General features: G+C 50.3%; 20 protein-coding genes. 6 read left to right on the top strand and 14 right to left on the bottom strand.

Annotated features, from left to right (window positions below; all coding sequences use genetic code 11):
• Nucleotides 1-67: 67 nt before the first annotated feature.
• The 3 genes from ABD852_RS15600 to ABD852_RS15590 all read right to left on the bottom strand — a co-directional run bounded on the left by ABD852_RS15600 (nucleotide 68) and on the right by ABD852_RS15590 (nucleotide 2,969).
• Nucleotides 68-688 (bottom strand): TetR/AcrR family transcriptional regulator, encoded by a 621-nt coding sequence (locus tag ABD852_RS15600; RefSeq protein WP_345030563.1) that lies wholly within the window; start codon nucleotides 686-688, stop codon nucleotides 68-70.
• Between the two features lie 244 nt (nucleotides 689-932).
• Nucleotides 933-1,451, bottom strand: a complete 519-nt coding sequence (locus ABD852_RS15595; protein WP_345030562.1) for a HEAT repeat domain-containing protein — start codon at nucleotides 1,449-1,451, stop codon at nucleotides 933-935.
• A gap of 105 nt (nucleotides 1,452-1,556) precedes the next feature.
• The gene (locus tag ABD852_RS15590; protein ID WP_345030561.1) at nucleotides 1,557-2,969 is read right to left on the bottom strand and encodes an aminotransferase-like domain-containing protein; all 1,413 of its coding nucleotides are present in this window, start codon (nucleotides 2,967-2,969) and stop codon (nucleotides 1,557-1,559) included.
• Nucleotides 2,970-3,068: 99 nt separating this feature from the next.
• Here ABD852_RS15590 and ABD852_RS15585 point away from each other — a divergent pair, with 99 nt between their 5' ends.
• A complete protein-coding gene (locus ABD852_RS15585; protein WP_345030560.1) occupies nucleotides 3,069-3,956 on the top strand; it encodes a DMT family transporter in 888 nt (295 codons plus the stop codon).
• 27 nt (nucleotides 3,957-3,983) lie between these two features.
• Here ABD852_RS15585 and ABD852_RS15580 read toward each other — a convergent pair whose 3' ends face one another.
• The 5 genes from ABD852_RS15580 to ABD852_RS15560 form a co-directional block, all read right to left on the bottom strand.
• Complete coding sequence (locus ABD852_RS15580; protein WP_345030558.1) at nucleotides 3,984-4,139, bottom strand: hypothetical protein; 156 nt, start codon at nucleotides 4,137-4,139, stop codon at nucleotides 3,984-3,986.
• A 680-nt stretch (nucleotides 4,140-4,819) separates the two neighbouring features.
• The gene (locus ABD852_RS15575; protein WP_345030556.1) at nucleotides 4,820-5,515 is read right to left on the bottom strand and encodes a hypothetical protein; all 696 of its coding nucleotides are present in this window, start codon (nucleotides 5,513-5,515) and stop codon (nucleotides 4,820-4,822) included.
• An 82-nt stretch (nucleotides 5,516-5,597) separates the two neighbouring features.
• Nucleotides 5,598-5,729, bottom strand: coding sequence for a hypothetical protein (locus tag ABD852_RS15570; RefSeq protein ID WP_345030554.1), 132 nt, complete (start codon nucleotides 5,727-5,729; stop codon nucleotides 5,598-5,600).
• Nucleotides 5,730-6,302: 573 nt separating this feature from the next.
• Nucleotides 6,303-6,896 carry a YceI family protein gene (locus ABD852_RS15565; RefSeq protein ID WP_345030552.1) on the bottom strand — a complete coding sequence of 198 codons (594 nt, stop codon included), beginning with the start codon at nucleotides 6,894-6,896 and terminating at the stop codon, nucleotides 6,303-6,305.
• A gap of 23 nt (nucleotides 6,897-6,919) precedes the next feature.
• Nucleotides 6,920-7,402, bottom strand: coding sequence for a cupin domain-containing protein (locus ABD852_RS15560; RefSeq protein WP_345030550.1), 483 nt, complete (start codon nucleotides 7,400-7,402; stop codon nucleotides 6,920-6,922).
• A 247-nt stretch (nucleotides 7,403-7,649) separates the two neighbouring features.
• Here ABD852_RS15560 and ABD852_RS15555 point away from each other — a divergent pair, with 247 nt between their 5' ends.
• The 4 genes from ABD852_RS15555 to ABD852_RS15540 all read left to right on the top strand — a co-directional run bounded on the left by ABD852_RS15555 (nucleotide 7,650) and on the right by ABD852_RS15540 (nucleotide 13,583).
• A complete protein-coding gene (locus tag ABD852_RS15555; protein ID WP_345030547.1) occupies nucleotides 7,650-8,705 on the top strand; it encodes a sensor histidine kinase in 1,056 nt (351 codons plus the stop codon).
• Nucleotides 8,706-8,718: 13 nt separating this feature from the next.
• Nucleotides 8,719-9,471, top strand: a complete 753-nt coding sequence (locus ABD852_RS15550) for a LytR/AlgR family response regulator transcription factor (protein ID WP_345030545.1) — start codon at nucleotides 8,719-8,721, stop codon at nucleotides 9,469-9,471.
• Between the two features lie 92 nt (nucleotides 9,472-9,563).
• Nucleotides 9,564-10,553, top strand: coding sequence for a ligand-binding sensor domain-containing protein (locus ABD852_RS15545; RefSeq protein ID WP_345030544.1), 990 nt, complete (start codon nucleotides 9,564-9,566; stop codon nucleotides 10,551-10,553).
• 111 nt (nucleotides 10,554-10,664) lie between these two features.
• Nucleotides 10,665-13,583 (top strand): hybrid sensor histidine kinase/response regulator transcription factor, encoded by a 2,919-nt coding sequence (locus tag ABD852_RS15540; RefSeq protein WP_345030543.1) that lies wholly within the window; start codon nucleotides 10,665-10,667, stop codon nucleotides 13,581-13,583.
• Nucleotides 13,584-13,642: 59 nt separating this feature from the next.
• Here ABD852_RS15540 and ABD852_RS15535 read toward each other — a convergent pair whose 3' ends face one another.
• The 5 genes from ABD852_RS15535 to ABD852_RS15515 form a co-directional block, all read right to left on the bottom strand.
• Nucleotides 13,643-14,284: a response regulator gene (locus ABD852_RS15535; protein ID WP_345030541.1), complete on the bottom strand. Its 642-nt coding sequence runs from the start codon at nucleotides 14,282-14,284 to the stop codon at nucleotides 13,643-13,645.
• Complete coding sequence (locus ABD852_RS15530; RefSeq protein ID WP_345030539.1) at nucleotides 14,281-16,239, bottom strand: ATP-binding protein; 1,959 nt, start codon at nucleotides 16,237-16,239, stop codon at nucleotides 14,281-14,283. The genes ABD852_RS15535 and ABD852_RS15530 overlap by 4 nt, the downstream gene beginning before the upstream one ends.
• A gap of 104 nt (nucleotides 16,240-16,343) precedes the next feature.
• A complete protein-coding gene (locus ABD852_RS15525; protein ID WP_345030537.1) occupies nucleotides 16,344-17,648 on the bottom strand; it encodes an OmpA family protein in 1,305 nt (434 codons plus the stop codon).
• A gap of 157 nt (nucleotides 17,649-17,805) precedes the next feature.
• Nucleotides 17,806-18,252, bottom strand: coding sequence for a DUF6691 family protein (locus ABD852_RS15520; protein WP_345030575.1), 447 nt, complete (start codon nucleotides 18,250-18,252; stop codon nucleotides 17,806-17,808).
• Between the two features lie 102 nt (nucleotides 18,253-18,354).
• Entirely contained in the window at nucleotides 18,355-18,918 is a 564-nt protein-coding gene (locus ABD852_RS15515; protein WP_345030535.1) for a YeeE/YedE family protein, read from the bottom strand.
• 471 nt (nucleotides 18,919-19,389) lie between these two features.
• Here ABD852_RS15515 and ABD852_RS15510 point away from each other — a divergent pair, with 471 nt between their 5' ends.
• A complete protein-coding gene (locus ABD852_RS15510; protein ID WP_345030533.1) occupies nucleotides 19,390-20,601 on the top strand; it encodes a GTP-binding protein in 1,212 nt (403 codons plus the stop codon).
• Nucleotides 20,602-20,720: 119 nt separating this feature from the next.
• Here ABD852_RS15510 and ABD852_RS15505 read toward each other — a convergent pair whose 3' ends face one another.
• Nucleotides 20,721-21,116 carry a hypothetical protein gene (locus ABD852_RS15505; protein ID WP_345030532.1) on the bottom strand — a complete coding sequence of 132 codons (396 nt, stop codon included), beginning with the start codon at nucleotides 21,114-21,116 and terminating at the stop codon, nucleotides 20,721-20,723.
• Between the last annotated feature and the right edge of the window lie 346 nt (nucleotides 21,117-21,462).

Raw genomic sequence — 21,462 nt, 5'->3', positions numbered from 1 at the left:
GTCGATTTGGTTTAAGCGCCGGCGAACCCGGATACCGCCGCATTTTGGGAATAATACCGGGCAACTATCAACTGCCCATCATCATTTTTATCCAGACAGGAACCAGCTTTTTACGCTCCTGCATCAATTGGTTGAATTCTGAATTATCGATCCCGCGCCCGGCCATCAGGATGGGTTTTACGATAAAGGGGAACACCACGAGCCCGAGCAGATTGATAAAAAAATGTATGGGGTTCGGCTCCGAAATGCTGCCGGCTGCAACCGCCGCCCGGTGCTGCCTGAAAAACACCGAATTGTCCAGCACCTCGCGGATCGGCAGGCGGTCTGTCATCATGCGCGGGTTGTTGCGCACTTCGCTCACGATAAAAGTGGGAATTTCCGGCTCTTCGGTAATTACGTCAATATAACGCGCCACTATTTTCTGAATCTTTTCTTCAAGCGTAGTGTGCTCGTCGTTAAGCACAACCAGCAACCCCTTGATCAACCCGCCCAGCGCCTCCATCATGATCAGCTCAAATAACTTTTGCTTGCTGCGGAAATAGTAATTGAGCAATGCCAGGTTAATCCCCGCTTCTTCGGCAATGTCCCTGGTGCGCGTAGCGGCGAAACCTTTCCGATAGAACACCTTCCTGGCAGCTTCCTTGATTTTATCTTCCGTGGTAGTGTCCAGGCTTTTTTTCTCCTTCATGTTTTACATTTTCCGATAACCTTCCGGTACAAATATAAATGACTTTTAAACAAATTTTTTAATCAAATGATTAAAAAATTTGTTTACCACTTGACCATAACCATAAAATAATGATTATCAAGTCATTTAACCCTCTTCCGAGATAGTTCCAGGTAAATCTCCCTTAACAAAAGTGCCGGCTCCCGAGTCTTCGGAGCGAGGCAACCGGCCGTAATGAAAATACCGGGGAAGGACGAGCCGGGTGTTACTTTTGTACTTTTTTCAGGGCGTCCGAATATTTCTTCTTTACGCCGTTGTCCTCTTCCTGCTCCAGGAGCGCCTCCACCTCCGGCAATAGAGTTTTGTTGTTGCCCGTCTTTAGCTTAAGTATTTCTGCCAGTGCGTAGGCGGTAGCCCAACGAACGACCGTTCCGCTATTCCCGGCATTGGGCAAAAGGTTTTTGATTGCCTTTTCCAGGCCGTCGGGAAACTGCCCGGCAATGTTGCCAATCACCTTTGCACTTTCCCATTTTACTCTCGGCTCGTCGTCGCGCAATGATCGGGTAACATAATCCAGTAAACTTTGATCGGCAATCGCAGGCATTTTTTTTGTTGCGTATTCGACAGCCTCGATACAGGTAGCCTTATCCGTAGCCTTTTGTTTTTCGGCGTAAGCCATTAATTCGTCGAGCGGCAGCTCGCGGTTAATAATCCAGTCCCCGAGGATGGTAACTTTACCTTTTGCCTTTATGGTTTTGTCCTGAAATAGCTGTTCGATGGTCATGTCCGTAGTGTTTGTGCTTCCACTCAAAAATATCAGTTTGCCGGCCCAAAAACAAAACATCACAATTCTATCAAACAATAGTACATTCAGTATCGCTCTTCCGTTTTACATCATGCGGGCAAGATTTCCGAGTTGCCTTAACTTCAAAGCCAGATCATCGGTCCACGGCAGACCGATACAAAGGCGCATACAGTTCTGAAACTGGTTTTGGAGGGTAAACATCCTGCCGGGGGCAATGCTTATTTGCTTGGCGAGGGCATGATTATACAATTCCGCCGTATCTATCTCTCCCGGAAACTCTACCCAGAGGGCCAACCCGCCCTGCGGCCGGCTTATTTTGGTCCCTGCCGGGAAATGTTCCGCAATGGCCAGCGCATAATGCCGGTAATTTTCCTGCAGCGTTTTGCGAAGGTGCCGGAGATGGTTCTCATACCGGCCGGTCATTAAAAAATTACCGACGGCCTCATGTACCACAGAAGTGGCGGACAAAGCGTGAACAAGCTTCAATTTCAGCAGCCTGTCTTTGTACTTCCCGGGCGCCACCCAGCCGACGCGGTAACCGGGAGCGAGTGTTTTCGATACCGAGCTGCACCATAATACGTTCCCTTCCTTATCAAAAGACTTGCAGCATTTCGGGCGTTCGGCGCTGAAATAGAGGTCTCCGTAGGCATCATCCTCGATAAGCGGGATGTTATGGCGGGCCAAAAGTGAAACAATTTCTCTTTTGCGCTCATCGGGGGTACAATAGCCCAGCGGTGTGTTGAAATTAGGCACCAGGAGGCACACGTCAATCTCGGGCAGCAGCGCTTTCAAGGCGTCGATATCGATCCCGCTAACGGGGTGCGTAGCCACTTCAAGCACTTTCAGCCCAAGGCTTACCGCGAGCTGAAGAATGCCCGGATAACAAGGGCTTTCCAGCGCCAGCGTGTCACCGGGCCGGGTCAACGCCATGAGGCACAGCGCCAGGGCGCTCATGCAGCCGTTGGCAGTAATCAAATCGTTTTCCTTCAGGTCCCCTTTCCAGGCCAGCGAACGGGCAGACACCATTCTCCGGAGCTTTATATTACCCTGTAAAAGTTCATATTCCGTTCCGCCTTCGGGTAATTCCCTTGTGGCCTGCACGATTTCTTTCTTCAATTTTGCCAGCGGCAAAAGGTTACCCGACGGAACGCCGAAAGAAAACATCGTAAGATCACTGCGGCCCATGTTGGAATAGACACTGCTGATCAACTCTTCCGGTTCTTTGTTTCGGGCTGCAGGCAGCGGCTGGCTTACCTCCGGTAAAGGTAGTTTCAGGTAATTCAGCGCACTTACGAAATAGCCCGACTGCGGTCTGGGCTGCACCAGGGATTGGGCCTCCAATTCAAGAAAAATTCTCCTGGCAGTATTGATGCTGATGGCGTGCTCCCTGCTCAGCATACGCACCGACGGCAGCCGTTCCCCTGCCTTTAACACACCCGTTCTTATTTTGTCGGCGATGTTCTGCGCAATCTCGTTATACAGGAAATCTTTCTTCATGGCGACAATTTAACTGTGTCCATTAAAATAACAAAAACTGTATCTGTGTTTACTGGTACCAATCGGCCAATTTTGCATCAAAAGAAACGATAAGGTACAATGTCCGGACAAGGTTACAAAGTAAAGGAAGACACCACACAAGGTTGGTTAAACGGGTTTATCGGCGTGTTGCTGTTCAGTGGTTCGCTGCCTGCGACGAGACTGGCGGTTCTTGAATTTAACCCGGTATTTGTTACGCTTGCACGTGCTTCAGTGGCGGGTATGCTGGCCCTTGCCGCGCTGTTGATCTTTAAGGGGAAACGTCCTGAGCGGCAGCAAATTTTCCCGCTGGTCATCGTGACGCTTGGCGTGGTAGTTGGCTTCCCCCTCCTGAGTGCGTTGGCCTTGCAATACATCACTTCCGCACATTCCATCGTCTTTGTCGGGATACTGCCCGTAACCACGGCCATATTCGCCATTATCCGTGGCGGCGAGCGCCCGGGGCCGGCATTCTGGATTTTCTCCGTCATGGGAAGCCTCCTGGTAGCAGGCTATGCTGCGGCACAGGGCCTTACCGCTTCCCCGGCCGGTGACCTCCTGATGCTGGGCGCCGTTCTGCTTTGCGGGCTCGGGTATGCAGAAGGCGCAAAACTCACCAGGACATTGGGCGGATGGCAGGTTATCTCCTGGGCATTGGTACTTTCACTGCCTGCAATGCTGCCGCTGGTCTATGTCTACAAACCAGTGTCGTTTACGGGAATCAGCACCGAAGCCTGGATGGGACTGGCCTATGTTTCGTTGTTCAGCATGTTTGTCGGCTTCGTATTTTGGTACAAGGGATTGGCCCAGGGTGGAACCGCCACTGTCGGACAATTGCAGTTGCTGCAGCCATTTTTCGGTTTGCTGCTGGCCGCTTTTCTGCTTCACGAAAAGGTGAGTATGGGTATGTTAGTCGTCACGATCGGAGTTATTCTGTGTGTGGCGGGTACGAAGAAATTCGGCAGGTAAAATGACGGTCTGTGCGCTGTCATTCCCTTAGCGGAACACCAACCGGGCGGTCATTCCGAGCGCAGCCGAGGAATCTCCCGCTCCCGGGACCCAATCCTTTAAATAGGATTTTTCTAATAAAAGGAAACCCTTCCGCTTCACTGCGTTCCGCTCAGGATGACCATCCGGCAGATGCGCTACCATTGACAATGTTACGGATGGGCGCGCCGTCCGGACGGTCATTTCGAGCGCAGCCGAGGAATCTCCCGCGCCCCGAACTCAATCCTTTAAATAGGATTTTTTTAATAAAAGGAGATCCTTCGGCTTCACTGCGTTCCGCTCAGGATGACCATCCGGCAGATGCGCTACCATTGACAATGTTACGGATGGGCGCGCCGTCCGGACGGTCATTCCGAGCGCAGCCGAGGAATCTCCCGCTCCCGGGACCCAATCCCATTTTTAAAGCTTTTTGTTAACAACAGGAGATCCTTCGACTCCACTGCGTTCCGCTCAGGATGACCATCCGGCCGAGGCCCTACCATTGACAACACTATTGATGGGGGCGTACCAACCGGACGGTCATTCCGAGCGCAGCCGAGGGATCTCCCGCTCCCGGGACCCAATCCCATTTTTAAAGCTTTTTGTTAACAACAGGAGATCCTTCGACTCCACTGCGTTCCGCTCAGGATGACCCTCCGGCCGAGACCCTCCGGCTGGCACCGCCTGGCATTGGTTAAAAGAACAGCTACAGGTTTTCAGCAACGATATTTGCGGATTTTTTAAATCACGTTGTCATCTCCGCTCCAGGGTGTTTTCGCAAAAAAATCCTCTCTCAGGATGACCATCCGGCAAGCCTGGAGCAGACAAAACACAGCCTGACCAGGCTATCTCAGGCTCTGTTTCAGCGGCAGCTTTTCCAATTGGCTGCGATTGAAATTACTAATCTTCCCGTCGTGCCCCAGGTTGCGGATTGCACCGCCGACACTGCCGCTCAAATAGGTATCTGCGTGCAAATCCTTGTCTGCAATGAAAGCAAGCAGCTCCAGGACGGGCGGCACGTTGGTAACCGGGCCGATGGTATACCCGTCGCCGTATGGTGCGGAACTCCGGTTGCCGTTCATGCATGCAAAGCCGATCGGTTTGAACATCCGGGTTTGCGCGGGTACTTCAAATGTGACCCTTTCCAGGAGCATACCGTTCTGTACCTTCAGGTTTTTGGAGACAACGATCAAACCCGGCGGCAGCGTTACCTCAATCGGGAAGGCTTTTTTATTTTGGAACTCGATACATAAATCGACCCTGCCTTCGGACAGTCCCAGGATATCTTCCGGGTACAGATCCGCGCATCTGAACGTATCTGCTTCTACGAAGGGCAAGGCCTCCCCTGCCACAATTCCATCGGGAAGCTGATAAGGTTCTCCCTCCGGCATTTCTGTGGAATTTCCCATTCCTTTATACCGTTTGCTCACATCCGGCCCATCGCCGCTTTCCGGATTCTGACAAGCGGTCACGCCGATCATCAGTATTGCAATTACTATCGGCGCTAAAACTACTTGAATGTGGTTGCGAATTGGCTTCATAACTAATATTGATTTGCGTGATTGATGGCCACTAATTCACGAACCGGCTACCTGCGCATTCGTGAATTTCTGTACAACGAACTTACAGATGGCTGATAATGGAACGCATGGCTTCTATTGAGTGGGTATCCAAAGATAAGCCTTCGACAGGCTCAGGCACCGTCCGGATGGCGCCTGCCGGATGGCGGGTGAGCCCGTCGAACCCCTTTAACACAATCTGTCGGATGTCTGATCCTCAACCAGGTCAAAACCTAAGCGTTGTTTATTTAAATCAAAGCACCAAACGTGCTTCAATGGAATTAGTGGCGCCAATCATAACTCTAACTATTGACTTGCGTAATTGGTGGCCACTAATTCACGAACCGGCTACCTGCGCATTCGTGAATTTCTGTACAACAAACTTACAGATGGCTGATAATGGAACGCATGGCTTCTATCGAATGGGTATCCAAAGATAAGCCTTCGACAGGCTCAGGCGCCGTCCGGATGGCGCCTGCCGGATGGTGCCGTCCGGATGGCGCCTGAGCCTGTCGAAGGCTGCCTACCGGAGGCTGCCGTCCGGATGGCGGGTGAGCCCGTCGAACCCCTTTAACACAATCTGCCGGATGTCTGATCCTCAACCAGGTCAAAACCTAAGCGTTGTTTATTTAAATCAAAGCTCCAAACGTGCTTCAATGGAATTAGTGGCGCCAATCATAACTCTAACTATTGATTTGCGTGATTGGTGGCCACTAATTCACGAACCGGCTACCTGCGCATTCGTGAATTAGTGGCTACGGTTCTCTTCTTACTTTTTTGCGCGTATGTCGAGCTGTATTTCAATTTCCGGCAGGATATAAAGCCCCTTCTCCGGGTCGTTGTAACTGGTCATCCCCCACTTAAGGCGATCAAAACGGAAGCTTGCCCGGGTCGTAAGGTTGTCGTTTTCAGCGACAATTTTGGCAGGAAAGCTGATCGTATTGGTCTTTCCGAGCATGGTAAAGGCACCCCGGATCGTATGTGTAGTATCTGCCGAAGCTTTGCCATAAGGAACTACCTGCTGAATTTCAAAGGCGGCTTCGGGATAAAGCGCCATGTTAAAAAAATCGGGGCTTTTCAGGTGATCCAGCAACTGGGGTTTCACCTCGTCCGGCAGATCATAGTTACTGATACTGGCAATCGGGATTTTGAATTTGCCGCCTACAATTTCACCGCCGGCCCTGCGACGTATTTCGCCGGATACTGAAAAGGCGCCCACATGAAAATGATCCGGAGCAGAACCTTTCCATTCAACTTTGGAACCCGGCCCGTCTACCGTATAGGTCTGCGACGGCTCATTGTCTTTTTTTGAGCAGGCGCAGACAGAAACCAGGAGGAAAAACGATACAAACAAATGTTTCATGACAGATTGAATAGAGCTTGACATTAGATAATAAGACTTAAGCGGTACCGGTCGGAAAGCCTTTCGGCCAGGTACTGAATTTGTTCCGGTGTCGGCGGCTGCGGTACAGTAATCCGCGGCGTTTCACCGCCGGGTTCACTGAATTCGATAAAGTAATTCCACAGGTCACCGGGTGTCATCAGGGCTAGGATATGCGCCGAATCAGTCAGTATCCTGAAGTAATGCGGGATGCGCCGCGGAGCAAACAATGCGGCTCCGGTAGTAAGCGTATGGACAACGCCGTCGACGACAAACTGTACGGTCCCATCCAGGATGTAAAATGTTTCATCCTCCCTTTCATGTACATGTGGAGGCGGTTCAGCGCCCCGGGGCAGTACCATATCCAATAGAGCCATTTCACCGCCTGTTTGCGCGGGTGAAAGCAGGGTTTTGAAATACCCCCCGTTGTAACTCCGATACGCAGGCGCAATCGCTTTTTCAGCCTGCAGCAGATCATTGACGTTCATGTTAAACTGTTGTTTTTAAATCCGGGTACAATATTGAGCGCTTCCCCAACCCCAAAAAACTTCTGTCGACCGATACCGGCCTCCGGAGGCGAAGGGTAAAAAACGTCGATGAGCGGCACCCGGATACGGGTAACCTCACGGCTTTCTGCAAAAGCGGACTTCCGTCGACAAAAAGTTGATTCTGTCTACAATACCACCTGTTTTACACGTTACCTGTTAATTTTGAGGCAATCAAACATCGTTGACCTTGACGACGAAACACCCCGCTCTGAAACATGCAGGTTTCTGGTTTGCCGCTTTCCTGCTGTTGACCTATATCTACGGCACCGCTTACGAAAGTTTCGAGCTCGGCGTAAAAGTAATTGCCATGCTTTTACCCGTGCATATGCTCTATTTTTACCTGGTTGATTACCTGGTCGTCAAAAACCTCTATATCAAAGGCCGTTACCTGAACGCCTTTCTGGTTACCCTGGCTTTAATGGCTTTAATCGCTTTTATCTACAGGATCGCCGAGATTTTTGTAACGGATCCGTACATCTACTGGTTTTATAAACACAGCGACAGCAGTTTTTCCTGGGGTAGAATGCAGATGAGTCGCACCGAGCAACTGTTCAACCCGATTTTCTTCGCAACGGCCATCGAAAGAAGCAACGCAGTAGTATGGATCGGGATAACACTGAGGCTGTTTACGTTATCGCATGAACGGAAACAGTCTGCGCTACAGGCCGAGCTTGATTCGTTAAAAGCGCAACTACACCCTCATTTTCTCTTCAATTCACTCAACAATATCTATTCGCTCTCGTTAGACAAATCGGATAAAACACCGGAAGTGGTGCTGGGGATCTCCAATATACTCCGGTATTCCCTGTATGAATGCACCGCGCGACTGGTTTCGCTGAAGCGGGATATCGAGATTTTACAGGATTATATCAAACTTGAAAAAATCAGGTATGAGGACCGCCTTGAGCTGAACGTGTTCATTTGTGAAAATACAGGTATGCTCCAGATTACACCCTTGCTTATGCTCCCTTTGGTGGAAAATGCTTTTAAACACGGTACCGCAACTACCGTAGGAACTCCGTGGATCAATATCCAGTTACATATTCAGGGAACTGATCTTACCTTTAATGTCAGTAACAGCAAGCCCGAAACAAATGAGCCTGCAGGCAACCCCGCCGGTAAAATCGGCATCGAAAATGTACGCAAACGCCTGAGCCTCTTATACCCGGGACGGCACTCACTCGCTTTTTTCGACGAGCAGGATTGCTTCATAACCGTATTGACTATTAACCTGGCCCCTTGACCGGACGAATACCATGTCTATAAGAACCCTGATCGTAGACGACGAGCCCCACGCGGTCGAAGTAATTAAAAAGTATGTAGCGCAAATTCCGGGGCTGGAACTGCTGGCAACATTCAGCAACGCCATCCAGGCATTCCAGGAACTTAAAAAAAACAATGTAGACCTGATCTTTCTCGACATTAGTATGCCCGGCTTGTCAGGAACCGACCTTGTCAGGAGCCTGCAAAAACCTCCCCTGGTCATTTTTACTACAGCCTACCAGGAATATGCCGTAGAAGGGTTTGAGCTGAACGCAGTGGATTATCTGCTAAAGCCAATCCCCTTCGATCGTTTTCTCCGGGCCGTCGATAAAGTGATGAGCCTGCACCAGTTACAGGCAGCCGGGCAGCCCTTACCTGAAATTCCGGCTCCTGCTGCAGCCTCCCAGCCTTTTTATATCTACATGCGTATAGACCGCCAGCTGATCAAATTGGACACCGATGAAATCCTGTGGATTGAAAGCCTTAAGGACTATATCAAAGTGGTTTCAAAAAAGGGCACCTACCTGACCAAGCAGAAGATCAGCTCGGTGGAAAATTTGCTGCCTATCCGCGCCTTTTTGAGGGTGCACCGTTCGTTTATTGTTCCCCTGAACAAGGTGAAAGGTTATAACCCCAATTACCTGGTGGTAGAAAATACCAGGATTCCCATCGGGAGGAACTACAAGCAGGCCTGCCTGGAAAAGTTCAACCCCGCGAATCAAAACGCTCCGGTTTTTATTGGGTGAAGTTTGAGTATCTTTACACGGATATCCATCTGGTTTACCGTATACCCATTTGAGCCACATTAAATGGCCGGAGTTTTTCGATAAAATTCAAATTGAATACAGTAAAATTTTCTGTCTGCCTGTTGATTCTTCTGGCCCGGGAATTTTGCCTGCCCCATACCGGCCTTGCCCAGGTTTTCCGTCACTTTTCTGATAATGAAGGCGCTCCGCAAAGTTTTATCTACTCCATATCCCAGGATAGCCTGAGGTTTATGTGGTATGCATCCACCGGCGGACTGTTCAGGTATAACGCATCGAATTTCAAAGTATTCAAACACCTTCCGGGAGATCCCGCGTCATTGCCTTCCACGTATACCACCGCTGTTTTTTGTGATTCCCGGGGAGCACTCTGGGTTTGCAGCCTGGGCGGGCTGAGCAAGTACGACAGCAAAAACGAGACCTTCCGGACCTATAAGCCGGATAAAAAAGCGGCCGGCTCGATTAGTACCGTTGAGGTCAATTGTATTGCGGAAGACAAGCAAAAGAACATCTGGGTAGGAACGATGAGCGGACTGGAGCGGGTCGAGACTAAAAATGGCCGGACCAGCTTTACGCATTTCCTGCAAACCAGGCCGGGTGAGCCACGCTACGTTGTACGCGGTATTGCTACGGGAGCAAAAAACGAATTGTGGCTTGCAACCTCCAGGGGCCTGGTTATGCTGGACGGCGACACGCAAAAGGTGTTTACGGTGCGCCCGGACCCGAGATTACCGGCAACCAACAATTTCGCCCAGATCTACAATGACCGTTCAGGGCGCCTCTGGCTCGGCCTCAAGACCGGCGGACTGATGCAGTTCGATATTTCCACGCATGAATTCCGGCTGATCGAAAACTTCACGGACGCGAATGGCGGCTGGCCGGTGATCTCTTCTTTTACTCCCGGAGAAGACGGGCGGATATGGATAGCCACCATGTCGGGCCTGGTGGATTTTGACAAAAACAATCAGAAGTCACAATGGTATATGAATGATCCGGCAGATGACCGAAGCCTGGCTAATAATGCCATCCTGTCGATGTTCCGGGATCGTGAAGGCGGTCTGTAGCTGGGTACTACCAATTCGGCAATCGACTATCTGAACCTGTCGTCCCCGGTATTTTCAAGGTGGCCTTTCAACCATCAATATACCGCTGAAGACCGGTTCAACGGAGGCCTGATGGGGCTTACACCCGACCAGAGACCCTGGCTGATGGCACAGGATAAGAAGCAGGTCGTACTTTTTGACAGAACCACTAACAAAACCGTCGGCTACAGCCTGGACGCAGGCTTCGTAAAAAACATTGACCATTTTTTCATTGATGAGCAAGACGTGATCTGGTGCGCGGAAAACACGCTGCTGAGAAGCTATGATTTAAAGACGGGACTTCGGAAAGACTACCCGTTCCCAAGCCGGTTGGTAGTCCCAAACGGCCGGAGCAGGGTTCTCTGTATCATCCAGGACCGGTTCGGCAGGCTTTGGGTCGGCGGCGGTCCCGGGCTGCTCCGGTTCGACAAACAAACGGCAACTTTTCATGACACCGGTGTACAAGCCGTACTGGGCAGTCTCCTCGAAGACTCGAAAGGGAATATCTGGGGAGGCGACGATAACCAGGTTTGGTTGATCCGGAACGGAACGGAGCAGGCCGAAAAGATCCTGTTGAACCAAACTGTTTCCCCGGAAAATGCGGGTTATGCATTTGTGTGGCGAATAGCAGAGGACCCCGCCGGAAGAATTTGGCTGGCAACGCTTCAGGGGATCAGGCTATATGATCCCGGTACCCGGCGATTCGACCTATACCGGGATGACGTTAACCGGCTGCCGCTTAGCGGGGACGACATCCAATCCGATCCGGACGGATATTTATGGATTAGCAATGGGAACCGCCTGCTTCGCTTCCATCCGGACAAAAAAACGCTGCAGTCTTACGGCTATAAGGATGGACTGCCCAAAAACGCGTTGTTATTACTGAATGCGACGATGAAAGACCGCACCGGCACCTTGTTTTTCAATACAACCCGGGAAATGTTTTCTGTGAACACGCACCAGGTTTCAACGAACGACAAGCAGGCCCCGCTCGTAATCAGTTCATTAAGGCTCTTTAATAAAGTAGTCAGGGCGAACGATGAAACCGGCATACTGACACAGGACGTGAGCCGGGTGAAAGAGATTGTGTTCAGACATGACCAGAACATATTTTCCCTGGATTTCGCTCTTTTGAGCTTTGCCCGCTCACATCAGAATAAATACCGCTACCGGCTGGATGGGTTCGACAAGGAATGGAACGATGCCCCGGTGCCGTCCGCCACGTACATGAACCTGCCGCCGGGCACCTATACATTTTTGGTAGAAGCAGCCAATGGAGACGGCTACCGGAACCCTAAGCCGCTTCAGCTTAAAATTACCGTCCGCCCCCCCTGGTGGAAAACCTGGTACGCCTACCTGAGCTATCTTCTTCTGACAGCTCTGATCGTCTACACCGTTACCCGTTTTTTCTGGCTCCGCAGCTCATTCAGAAGGGAAAACGCGCTGAACCAGGCCAAACTCGATTTCTTCACCAATGTTTCTCATGAAATCAGGACACACCTTTCGCTGATCAGCGGTCCGCTCGAAAGGGTTTACGAGCAATTCAAAACGGGGAAGAATATTGAAAATAACCTCAACTACGCACGTAACAATTCCGACCGGCTCATGTTGCTTGTCAATGAATTGCTCGACTTCCGCAAAATACAGAGCGGCAACGTCCGGCTACAGGTACAGGCGTATGACGTCGTCAAAATCATCAAAAGCGTCCTCTCTGCATTTGAGCACCTTGCCAAAGAAAAAGACATAGAGACGGTGCTTGTCTGCCCCGAAACCGAAGTACGTCTCTGGTTTGACGTGGCCCAGATGCAGAAAGTATTTTATAACCTGCTGAGCAACGCCTACAAATTCACGCCGGATGGCGGAAAGGTGAGGGTATGCATTACAGAAACGCCGGACGAAGTGCACATCTCTGTCGAAGACAACGGAAAAGGGATAGCCAAAGAATACCTGGCACAACTGTTTACCTACTACTACCAGGCGGATTCCGAAAAACCGGGCTATGGGATCGGGCTGGCGCTGTCCAAAAAAATTGTAGAGCAGCATCGTGGCCGTCTTACCGCCGAAAGCCGGCCGGCAAGCGGACCGGAGCCGGGCAGCACGGTCCTCGCCGTTCACTTGCGGCAAAATAAACGTCATTTTTCCCCGGACGAAATCAAATCCGAAGATACTGGAGAAATTGTCCCTGTCTTTACTGAAACGGCGGGAGTCACCGCCAACGGTACGGCCGAACGGCCCCAAACAGGCAACACGATCCTGGTGATAGAAGACAATGATGAATTGCGCGCATTTATCAGGGAGCTTCTGGGCGGGAAGTTCAACACCCTCGAAGCTTCAAACGGCCTGCAGGGACTGGAACTGGCCAGGGAACACATTCCCGACCTGGTTTTGTGTGATGTCATGATGCCCGGAATGAACGGCCTGGAGGTATGCAGTGAGCTTAAAAACACTACCGCCACCGCTCACATACCGGTGGTGCTGCTGACGGCACGCACCCAAAACGAGCAGATTATCGAAGGTCTGGCAAGCGGGGCAGACGACTACCTCACCAAACCGTTCGACCCCAGAATTCTGGAATTAAAGATCGACAACGCGATCCGCGTCAGAGACAACCTGATGGAACGCTATCGCAGGTCGCTGTTTCAGGAGCAGGACAGCGGGGACTCCCTTGCGCGGGACCTGAACGAGGCGTTTATTGCAAGGCTTAAAACTTTGGTGGCCGAAAACATTTCCGACCCGGATTTTGGCGTCAATGAACTGGCCAGGGAGATGGCGATGAGCGTGTCTGCACTATACCGGAAATTGCGGTCCCTTACCGGTATGACGGTCAATGACTTTGTAAAATCAATCCGTTTCAATGAAGCCCGTAAACTGCTGGAGTCCGGCGTTTACCTCGTCAGTGAAGTAGCCACTATGATAGGTTTTGAAGACAACCGGTATTTTAGCCGGGAATTCAAAAAAATATTCGGTAAAAACCCGAATGAGATCAGGAACCCGGTTAGCGGAGCGGAATGATTGAAGCCTGGAACCGCTTATTTCCGGAATCATTTCCATCACGGCTTCCGCTGCGGGATTTAATCGATCAAACCCCTTTTTACGGCCTCCTTCAATAGGCCCGCCGTATTTTTTACCCCCATTTTCTGTTTGATATTCAGGCGGTGCGTTTCGACCGTTCTCAGGCTAATATACAATTTGTCGGCAATTTCCTGGCTCGAATGGCCTTCGGCGATCAGCTTCACCAGTTCTTTTTCCCTTTTGGTGAGCGGTATCTCGTAAATGGATCTGCGCCGCCCCGTAATCGTCTCCTGCAGGATGATATTTTTGATGGCATCATCCAAAAATTCTTCCCCGCTCATCACGCGCCCGATCGCCCGGATGATCGTCTGCTTATCCGAGTTTTTCAGGAGGTAGCCCTTGGCTCCCTTTCGCATGACACTTTTCACGTAGCCGGAATCGTCAAAACTGCTGAAGGCAATAATTTTCACTTTCGGTTGCCGCTGCAAAACAAGCCTTGCTAATTCAATACCGCCGATTTCAGGCATCTGGATATCCATCAGCAATACATCGGGCACATTTGCCTGTAAGTATTCGAGCAAATCCCTTCCGTTGTGTGTGGTATAGACAATCCGGATCTCATCGCAGGAAGAAAGCATTGCCACGAGGCCGTCTATTACCACCGCGTGGTCGTCTACAATGGCCACTTCAATCCTTTTCATGCGGCCAGTTCCTTTTTGATATCCACCACCTCAAATTCCAGGTAGGCCGAAAAGCCATTTTCATCCGATTCTTTTATGTCGATTTTGCCGTTCATTGCTTTGACCCTGCTTTGGAGGCTATGCAGACCCATTCCATCCCTGGAGCCGTTTTCTGTCCCCATCCCTACCCCGTTGTCTTCGATGGAAATCGAAAGCACGTCGTCGTGCTGGGTCAATTGTACCATTCCCTGTGTGGCTTTCGAGTGTTTGATCACGTTGTTGAGCAATTCCTGGACGATGCGATAGAGCGACAATTCAAAACTATCCGTAAAACGGCCGATCTCTCCCCAGGAATCATACTGGATTTTCAATCCCCTGTTGCTGCTGACCCGCTCACAATAACGGTCCAGCGCAATATCCAGTCCGTGCCGCAACAATATTTCGGGCATCAGGTTATGCGAGGTTTTGCGGATTTCGTCCGTGGCTTCATTTAACAGGTTCATACCCCGCAGGTAACCTTCGTCTTCCGAAAGTCCGTCTGCCGGCCCGGTACTGCTCAGGTGCATTTTTGCCGCCGCCAGCATACCGGCCACACCATCGTGCAAATCTTTGGCGATACGGCTTCGCTCCTTTTCTTCGCCCTGCATAAGTGCCTGCAGCAACTGCAGCTCCTTCTGCTGCTGGATCGACTTCAACTCCCTGGCATGCGACAGTTTTTTATACCTCGCTTGCAGGTAAAGCAGGATCGCGACCAGGGACACCAAAACAAAAGCGCCGAAAGCGTAATAGATATAGCTTCGGCTCTTTTGAAGCTGCAAATCCTTTTGGGCCAATAGCAGCTTGTTCTGGGACAGAACTTTTTCCTTTTCTGCCGTTTTATACTTCACTTCCAACTCTGCCGCGTTTTTCCTGATTTTTTCATTGCCGGCGCTGTCGCGATAAACGATAAATTTCTTATAGAGGTCCAAAGCCCTTGCGTCCTCACCGAGGTGTTCGTAAGCCTCGGATAATCCTTTGTAAATATCATCGAGCTGGATAACCACCGCCTTTTCCTTTCCCAGCTGCAACGCTTTGTTGTAGTACCGGATGCTTTCCCGGAAATTCCCTGCGATGCGGTAGCCGTCGGCAAGCCCCAACGTGCCGATCAACTGGTATTGCACATCGTCGCAGGCAATGGCGTACTGCAGCACTTGCCTGGCGTGCTCAATGCTCAGGCCGGCTTTGCCCCATTTTCGGTAAAGCTCGGCCATGCTGTTGTGGGCAACACTAAGGTTATAATCCTTTCCCTGCAAGGCCGCCAGGCGGACAGCCTCATTGCCGTTCTTCAATGCCTCGGCAAACTTCCCCTGGGACGACAGGCAGTTGGTCATACCATAGAGCGTCTCCACCAACGTTGCGGTATCTTTCGCCTGGACCGCTGTTTGCGCTCCTTTCTGAAAGTATACCAGCCCTTTGTCGTACTCGTCGAGGTTGAAAAACAAAACACCCATACCGCTATACGCGTTCGCGAGAATATCCTGGTATTTTGTCTTTTCCAAAAGCCGGATCACCTCCGAAATCCGGCTGATTTTTTCATCAATTTTGCCAAGCCTGCCTGCTATTGCACCAATATTCAGGTGGCAATATGCCTCCATATCCACCCGGTTCGTTTTCTTCAGATAAGCGATAGCCGAGTCGAAATCACGCATTGCCTGCTCATCATTTGCGGCTTTGGCATTCATGTACCCCCGGTTGAACCAAACCATTCCCGACCAGTACGGATAGTTTAATTTCTTGCTGAGGCGCATCAGTTCATCATAAAGGCGCGCCGCCTTTTTTTTGTCGGAATCTACAAAGCTATAGGTATAGTTTGCGAGCCGGACTATCTTGGCGGAATCGTCCGGGGCAGAAAGAATTCCTGCTTCCTCCGTATCCTGGGCCGATATCGAACTGACAACCAATAAAAAAGCAAAAAGTAAAGCAGAAATCCTGTTCATTACAAAGGGCCGGTTACAACGGCCCAAAGTTAGCTTTCCTGTCTCATATGTAAAATGCTTTCGTCACCGGGAAGTGCAACATTTCCCGTATTTAAAATATAGGGTTATAATTTAATAAATTCAACGCGGCGATTTTGCGATCTGCCTTCTTTGGTGGTGTTGTCGGCAACTGGTTTTGCTTCACCCATTCCCTTCGTATCCATTCTGGAAGCGTCTATCTTATACACGCTTGCGAGCGCATTTTTCACCGCTTCCGCACGGCGCCTCGATAGGTCCAGGTTTTTTGCGTCCTCGCCGTCACTGTCCGTGTATCCTTCAATCCTGACCCTGACCTGTGTATTCTCTTTCATCACCGAAGCGATTTCTTTCAGTACTGCTGCGCTCTCCGGCTTGATGTTATCCGAATTGGAATCGAAGAGAATGCCGTTGGTTACCAGCTTTCCTTCCGTAATGAGCTTGCTGCGCATATCCGCGGCGCCCTCCGATATCCTGATATTTGAAACGAACACACCGACATTTTCTTCCTGGTTGTTGTCCGACATTAAAAAGCCCAGGTGATTAAATGCGGTTTGCGGGGCTATTGCCTGGGGAATGTCGTATACTTTTTCTTCGTTGATCCAGCAACGCAACCGTTGTTTTTGAACCCAAATCGCGACATGAAACGGCTTCCGGTAATTATTGCTGAATTTTTTCAGGTCTTTGTTTCCCCCTTCAAAATACATATTGCCTTTGTCATAGCTCTGGATATAAATGGAAGAACGGTCCTCGTAAGCCGGCTGAACTACCAAGCTCAATTTACTTATTTCATTCCCGCCCTGGGCAAAAAGACGCGCGCTTTCCCCGCCGGGCGCCAATTGTAAAAGCTGCCATTCGAATTTAGGAAAGATCGCGCCAAAATCCTGTTCGTCATTGCCCATATAGGTGAGCAGCATGTCAAATTCGACCGTAAAACTTTCGGGTAGTTTCTTAATCTCCGGGGACACAAACTCACCAATAAACATGCGCATCCATTGGTTAGGCAGACCGTCAATTGTAACGGCTTCGCCCCTGTTGTTCGTGGCCCAATGCACCGGAAATTCCCCGATAACATCCTGCGAGAAATCTTCGGCGTATTTTACATTTTCGCCGCGCACAAAATCGTACGACGAGTAGCTTTTAAATGCAGCACCCGCCTCATTCGCCGGTAGGGCGCGCGCGGTTTCCTTTTGCTCATTTTTGCCGCTTTCTTTCTTTTCAGGCTTTTGCGTAATGGCTTCTTCCGCCTTGTCTATAGCCCGGTCCATTGCCTGGTCGGCCCGTTGTTCGGCGCGGCTTCTGGCCTTATCGTGAAACCTGTCCAGAACAGCCTGCGACTGACCTTCTGCTGCGGAAAGCAGAACAATAGAGAATAAAACGAAAATCTTTTTCATTGCCTTTTTTGATTTGATGTTACAAAGTAACCCCATCGAATCGGGCAATTCGTGCGCGTCAACGCTGATATTTCAAGATACGTAGAAACACGTATTTTCCCTCTTTCAGTAGTCGCTGGCCGGCATTTGAGGCGGTTTGAGACCGACATAAAAACTGCTAGTGCGGGAGTTTTTCCCTGAAATAGCCGTAGACCCAGGTACCTGCAACGGCGCTCAGCAACGGAACGGCAACGACCGTCGCGCCTGTACCGATCTGCGCGAACAGCGGGCCGGGACAGGCGCCGGTAAGCGCCCATCCGAACCCGAAAATAAGGCCGCCGTAAACCTGGCCTTTGCCGAATTTTTTGGGTGACAACACGATCGGCTCTCCGTATAGGGTACGGATATCAAACCGCTTGATGAGTGCCACCGAAACAATACCTGTTATGACTGCGCTTCCGATAATCCCATACATATGGAGCGACTGAAACCGAAACATTTCCTGGATGCGGAACCAGCTGATCACTTCAGATTTGACAAACAGGATACCGAATACGGCCCCCGCAACCAGGTATTTCAGATTGTGATACCATTTATGTTCGAGTCGGCTTTCGTTGAGGCACATCGCGTCAGTGGCACGCGACTGCCTGTCGTGGTCAGCCGGCTGTAATTCTATGTTGTCGTTTACTTCCCGTGGGGTTGACATGGTCGTGTTTCTTTTTAGGATTCAGAGTGAAAGGATAAGCGGCAGTATAAAATTGGCCATAACAACGCCGCCGATCATAAAGCAAACGGTAGCGACCAGGGAAGGCACCTGGAGATTCGACAGTCCCATAATAGCGTGCCCACTCGTACATCCTCCTGCATAACGGCTTCCGAAGCCTACCAAAAAACCGCCGCCCACCATCATAATAAGTCCTTTTACCGTAAACAGCGTCGCCCAGTTCACCAGGTCTGCCGGTACCAGGTTGCTATAGTCGGTAATGCCGTAGCCTGCCAGCTCGTTTGCCAGGTCAGCATTGATCCTTACGTTTTCGGGATTTACCAGGTAACGGCCGGCTATCAGCCCGCCGATGAATATGCCCGAAACGAAGAAGAGGTTCCATGCCTCCTTTCTCCAATTGTATTGAAAGAAAGGGATCCCCGCCGGTATACAGGCGGCGCAGGCGTGCCGGAGCGAGGAGCTGATCCCGAATGATTTGTTGCCCATGATCAAAAGGGCGGGTACTGTCAGGCCGATGAGCGGTCCTGCAACATACCAGGGCCATGGCCCGGTGATAAAGTCGTGCATTTCTAATGAATAATAAGAGGCTAATGGATGGTGTTAAATTTGGCGGGACTTTTCATAGTGAAAGACTTTTGTCATACATATGTGCTGAAAGAGCATAGCTGATATGGCTTTTGAGAAATTGATGATACAAAGCTGGTTAATGTATCCAGCCCGTACAGCTACTTTTGTTACAATACCGGACCAGGCGTTTTCGGCAGGAAAGGCAAGCCCGGATTTTTTTTTGGTTACACCAGAACGAAATAAAACGCATACCCGTAATGGAGGGCATGCGCCTCGACACGCTGACGGAAGTGTTCGGTGAGCTTTCAGAACGCGACCAAATTCCGGCAAAACCCTCCGAAGAAATCCACGAGGGGCAAATAGCGTAATAAAAGCAGTAGAATAGCCCTATATTTTTGCAACACTATTGCAAAAATATAGGGTTGGTTTATATTTGCAACAATGTTGCAAATATAAACCCAGATTACAGACATGACCATTAGGACAAAACTGCCGGTAACCGTATTGAGCGGGTTCCTCGGAGCGGGCAAGACCACACTGCTGAACCATATCCTGCATAATAAGGAAGGATTAAAAGTGGCGGTGATTGTTAATGATATGAGCGAAGTAAATGTAGATGCAAGGCTGGTTGAAAATGAAAATACCCTTTCCAGGACGGAGGAAAAGCTCGTGGAAATGAGCAACGGGTGCATTTGCTGTACACTCCGGGAAGACCTGATGGTTGAAGTGGAAAAACTTGCCCGGGAGGGCCGGTTCGATTACCTGCTTATTGAGAGCACCGGCATCAGTGAACCTGTCCCGGTAGCCCAGACCTTTTCCTATGTCGACCAGGAAAACGGGATTGACCTGTCCCGGTTCAGTTATATCGACACGATGGTAACCGTAGTGGATTGTTACAATTTTCTCAAAGATTTCGGCTCCGACGAGCTGCTGGCCGACCGGAAGCTCACTGATATGGAGGGAGACCGGCGGACAATTGTCAACCTGCTCACCGACCAGATCGAGTTTGCCAACGTGATCATCCTCAACAAAACAGACCTGGTCAGCGAGGAAAAAGTGGGGCTGCTCAGAGCGGCGATCGGCAGGCTCAACCCCGGCGCAAAAATACTGGCTTCCTCCTTCGGGAAAGTAGCGCCCGCCGCCCTGTTAAACACCGGGTTATTCGATTTTGAAGAAGCCGAGCGCTCTGCAGGTTGGCGGAAAGAGCTCGAGTCCGGTCATCATGCACCGGAAACGGAAGCATACGGCATCGGATCGTTTGTTTTTCGAAATGCCAGGCCTTTTCACCCGGAACGGTTCTGGAGTTACCTTAATAACGACTATCCCTCCGGCGTTATCCGGGCAAAGGGGCTTTTCTGGCTGGCCTCCAGGCCCGGTGACGCCCTGAATTTCTCGCAGGCAGGGGGCTCTTCCCGTATGGAAAAAGCCGGCGTCTGGTGGTGGAGCATTCCCCATTCGCAAAGACTCCGCTATGCTGCCTATGTCGACAACATGAAGAAAATTGAGTCCCGTTGGAGCAGGCAATGGGGGGACCGACATAATGAAATAGTATTTATCGGCCAGGATATCGACAGCGCAAAAATTATTTCAGACCTGGAAACTTGCCTTCTGCAGGACCATGAGCTGCACCTCTTCGAAGCGGGACATCCGTTTTCGGACCCTTTTCTCAGGTTTATCGCATGAGCCTCCCCATTTAACCAACACCGGCGCGCTTGCAGGTCCGGTCATAGCGTGCCTCCTGATTCTCCTCCTTCTTAAAAACGCAAGACGGAGGGGCATCAGGCGTTGAGTGGCAGGAGTGATCAGAACCCGAACGTTTCCGGTGAGCGGCTCATTTCAAACTCCTGCTTCCTGAGCAGCCACATCAGGCCATTTGCCTGCCTAAGCGCGCTCATACTATACGATATCACCTTGTGGACGAAGTCAAGCTTAACGCTTTCGAAAAATTTTGGCATACTGACATAGGCGTACGAACCCCGCAAACTGACCTTGAATGCGCTTTGAGTTGATTGTCTGCCCGGGATCAGGTACAAAACAGAACCGTCGCAAAATCTTTCATCGGAAGCAATAGACATGTAACGGTTCAGATCAAGCCCCAGGAGTCGCGTTGCCGAATCGTTGAACATTAATTTGCCGCGCTCGCTGATCGTAGCGATGGGCGTAGCCCCCATTCTAGTTCCGGATATCAAAGTTTTCATAACGTTGCAGATAAAATGAATATTAAAACTACAAATTATTAAAGTATTTTACTACAATATCTTCTATTCCGTTGCGAGGCCAAAACGACAGATTTTTTCATCAAAAAGGTAGAAAAATTTGTCTTATATACATTTTCCTCCTATTCCAGTTGACGATATACGACGTTATGAAGTACATTTACAGTCTATAATCACCCGTTCGCCCTTACAAACTTTTCTTACATGTCGACTCAACGTATAATAGTCATTCCGGCTTTCACCTTTTTGGCCGGAGCCGGGAGATAAAGCTTCCTTCCAGGTAGTAGCAGGCATTCCAACCCGGTCCGCAGGAAAGGGCTATTCGACG

It is taken from the genome of Ravibacter arvi, from assembly GCF_039540405.1.
In the GTDB taxonomy this organism is placed as follows: Bacteria; Bacteroidota; Bacteroidia; order Cytophagales; family Spirosomataceae; genus Ravibacter; species Ravibacter arvi.
The sequence above is the reverse complement of the archived record's forward strand: the minus strand, read 5'-3'. Positions and strand labels throughout refer to the sequence as shown.